Source organism: Granulosicoccus sp. 3-233, assembly GCF_052681095.1.
The window spans coordinates 1-2,530 of record NZ_JBQYLE010000042.1; the positions used below are offsets into that span (position 1 = coordinate 1).

Genomic DNA, 2,530 nt, shown 5'->3' on the forward strand with positions numbered 1-2,530 from the left:
CTGGCTCACAGCACTGTGCGCACGCCACCTTTTCCGTATCGGTTCGTAAAACTGGCTGAGTCTCATGCGTAATCAAGAAAGACCAAAAGAAGAAGTCCCTTTTCCCCAGGTGATAGTTGATTCAGATTCTTTCCGCCCAATCGCAGTTCATAACGTGCATGAAAATATTCGAACGAAAATAATAAATCATAAAATTCTTTACTGTCTTTGATCTGCTTTGAGAGGTCTTCTTTGCTTATATCTTCGACTAGGTTTTTAACGAACGAAAGTACGCTATCAAAACTATTCCAATTGACATCATTGAAACGCTCGTTTAACTCAGTTTGGCCTTCTGATGTACCTCTAAACGGCCCCTTCGATGTTTGATTAACAAGTTCAAAAAACTTCTTGGAAAATTCTCGTTTCGGTACAAAGGATGCGTCAATAGTCACTTTAAACTCTTTATCGCTCACCTCCTCTAGTAAATTTTCTACACTGGATTTTAGACTTTCGTAGAATGAACGCACCTGTTCCTTTGCTTGATAAATTGATCGGCAGATATCATCGCGTGCTGCATGCTTTTTGTTGAGAAGATCCTGTAAATCGTTCTTGATGTAGAGGATACGTTGCTCTATTTCCTTAATTGTCCCTGGCTTAGGGTTCTCATTGTTCCCCATTATTTCTTCTAACTTACTCGTGACTTCAGCATGTGCTTGCAAGTATCGTTGATAACGTCTTCGTGGTGCGGATACAGTTTCCTGTAGAACTTTAATTTTTTCTTTGAGGTATTGAACCGCTTTGCGCAAGTCGGGAATGCTGAATATTTTTTCAAAATCAGTCGAATTAGAAAATTTTTCGTCTGACTCCTTCTCAAGTTTGCCGACTTCAGTAGAAGATTCTTTCAGTTTAGAATCAATATTATTTGTATCAATTTTATAGGAAACAATAGAATCAATATCTAGATAGAAACGCTTGCATGTTTCTCGTAGTTCTTCTTTTCTTTCTTTAGTTTCGTTATCTAGAGCGGTCAGCGAACCTTTGAGCGAGGCGAGTGTATTTATATCTGATTTTAAAGAGGAAAGGCGTGCAACGGCATCTTTACCACGTCTCGTTATACCAGATAGTTGTTGATTGTTTTTTTCTATCTCTTTGGCAATAGCCAATTGTTCTGGACTCTCTCCGACAGGCTTTTCTACCTTTTCTGGCATAGATTTTTCGAGTGCGCTGTATTCGCTCAGTCGCTGTTTTAACTGTTCATCTAGGCTTCTCATGGTCGATGGGTTTGCCTGATCTTCTAAGTCGACTATCTCGATATTAAGCTCGCGCAGCCGTACTTTAAGCGCACTTATATCATTTTTGCTCTGAGCGTTTTTTAGATCTTCTAACTCCTCGAAGGTGGATTGTCCCATACGATCAGATTCATCTACATGTGAAAAAACGACCTCTTCTATTTCATTTCTAAATGCCTTGACTTAAATTTCGTTTGTTAAATTTTCGAAGTAATTTTGTGGCAGATATTTAACCGTTTCTGGCTTCAAGGTATCTGCGTTTTCATTAAGACACTTGGTACTACTCGACGTGCCACTTTCCCAACTCAGTTCACCACAGAAATTTTCTGCGAAACCTTTTTGTCGAAATTTACGATTTTGTGGATCATCTGTCAGGAAAGAAAAGTGCTCATGTTGACGTGATTCTCCGAGAAGGCCGATAATGTCGGCGATTGCGCTCTTTCCGCTTCCTTTGTTGCCGATAATAGCTGTGAGTTCAGGATTAAATGGTATTGAAACACCATTGAACCAAGAGCCACTTGTTCCTTTGTATCCTTCAATCTGATTGATTCTTAGTTCTTTTATAAATCTCGTGGCATCTTGTTCCTGGCGTTCAAGAACTGTGGGTTTCTCACCAATATGCACGCGGCCTTTGGGCTCGAATAGTGTTTGTCGAAGACCACGAAAAGTGAGATCTGATTTTATCCACGTTGTTTCGAAATTAGCCTCATCTCCTGTAAGGCGTTTAAGGTCTTCGAATGAATGAGCATCTGACCCGTCGAAAACAGGTTTCTTCTCGGCAATTGATTCGTCCTCATAACGATTTTCGTTAAGAAAGTGTCTTGTGTTATTTGACTTACCGAAGAACGCATGGCTTGCTTTATCAAGCTCATCCGATATGGACATGCTGCGTGGCGATCTGGTATCGACGCCTCGAAGTCCATCGTTACTAGCTGCGGTAACAATTAGATATTTAGTTTCGTCTGGAAACACCTTGTCAAGAGCAGCTTTGAGGTCATTCAGACTAACTGTTGCTTCTACGTATTCCTGTTCTGTCGGCAGCTCACTACATCTCAGGCGCGCGCCATCCCGTGTTTTGTGTGTTTGCAAATCGTTAAGAAATTGCTGAAGCTTTGTGTTCGTAGAAAATTCTGGATCGATAAGCACGTGAGTGTGCACATTTCGACCATCAGAGCTTATGGTTTCAGTCAGCGATTCCCGGCCATCAGTCTTACTCAGCACTAAGATCCCGCCAGTTTATTGCGCCCACAGTAAACTCAACC

Annotated in this window: 2 protein-coding genes; both read right to left on the reverse strand. The window is 41.1% G+C overall.

Annotation, left to right across the window (positions count from 1 at the left end):
- Positions 1–62: 62 nt before the first annotated feature.
- A complete protein-coding gene (locus tag ACUNV4_RS30295) occupies positions 63–1,388 on the reverse strand; it encodes a hypothetical protein (protein ID WP_430882415.1) in 1,326 nt (441 codons plus the stop codon).
- Positions 1,389–1,451: 63 nt separating this feature from the next.
- On the reverse strand, positions 1,452–2,489 hold the full coding sequence (locus tag ACUNV4_RS30300; RefSeq protein WP_430882416.1) for a hypothetical protein: 1,038 nt from the start codon (positions 2,487–2,489) through the stop codon (positions 1,452–1,454).
- Between the last annotated feature and the right edge of the window lie 41 nt (positions 2,490–2,530).

Excerpts from the sequence above, each read along its gene's own strand:
- ACUNV4_RS30295 (WP_430882415.1), bottom strand. The coding sequence starts at position 1,388 with ATGGGACAATCCACCTTCGAGGAGTTAGAAGATCTAAAAAACGCTCAG.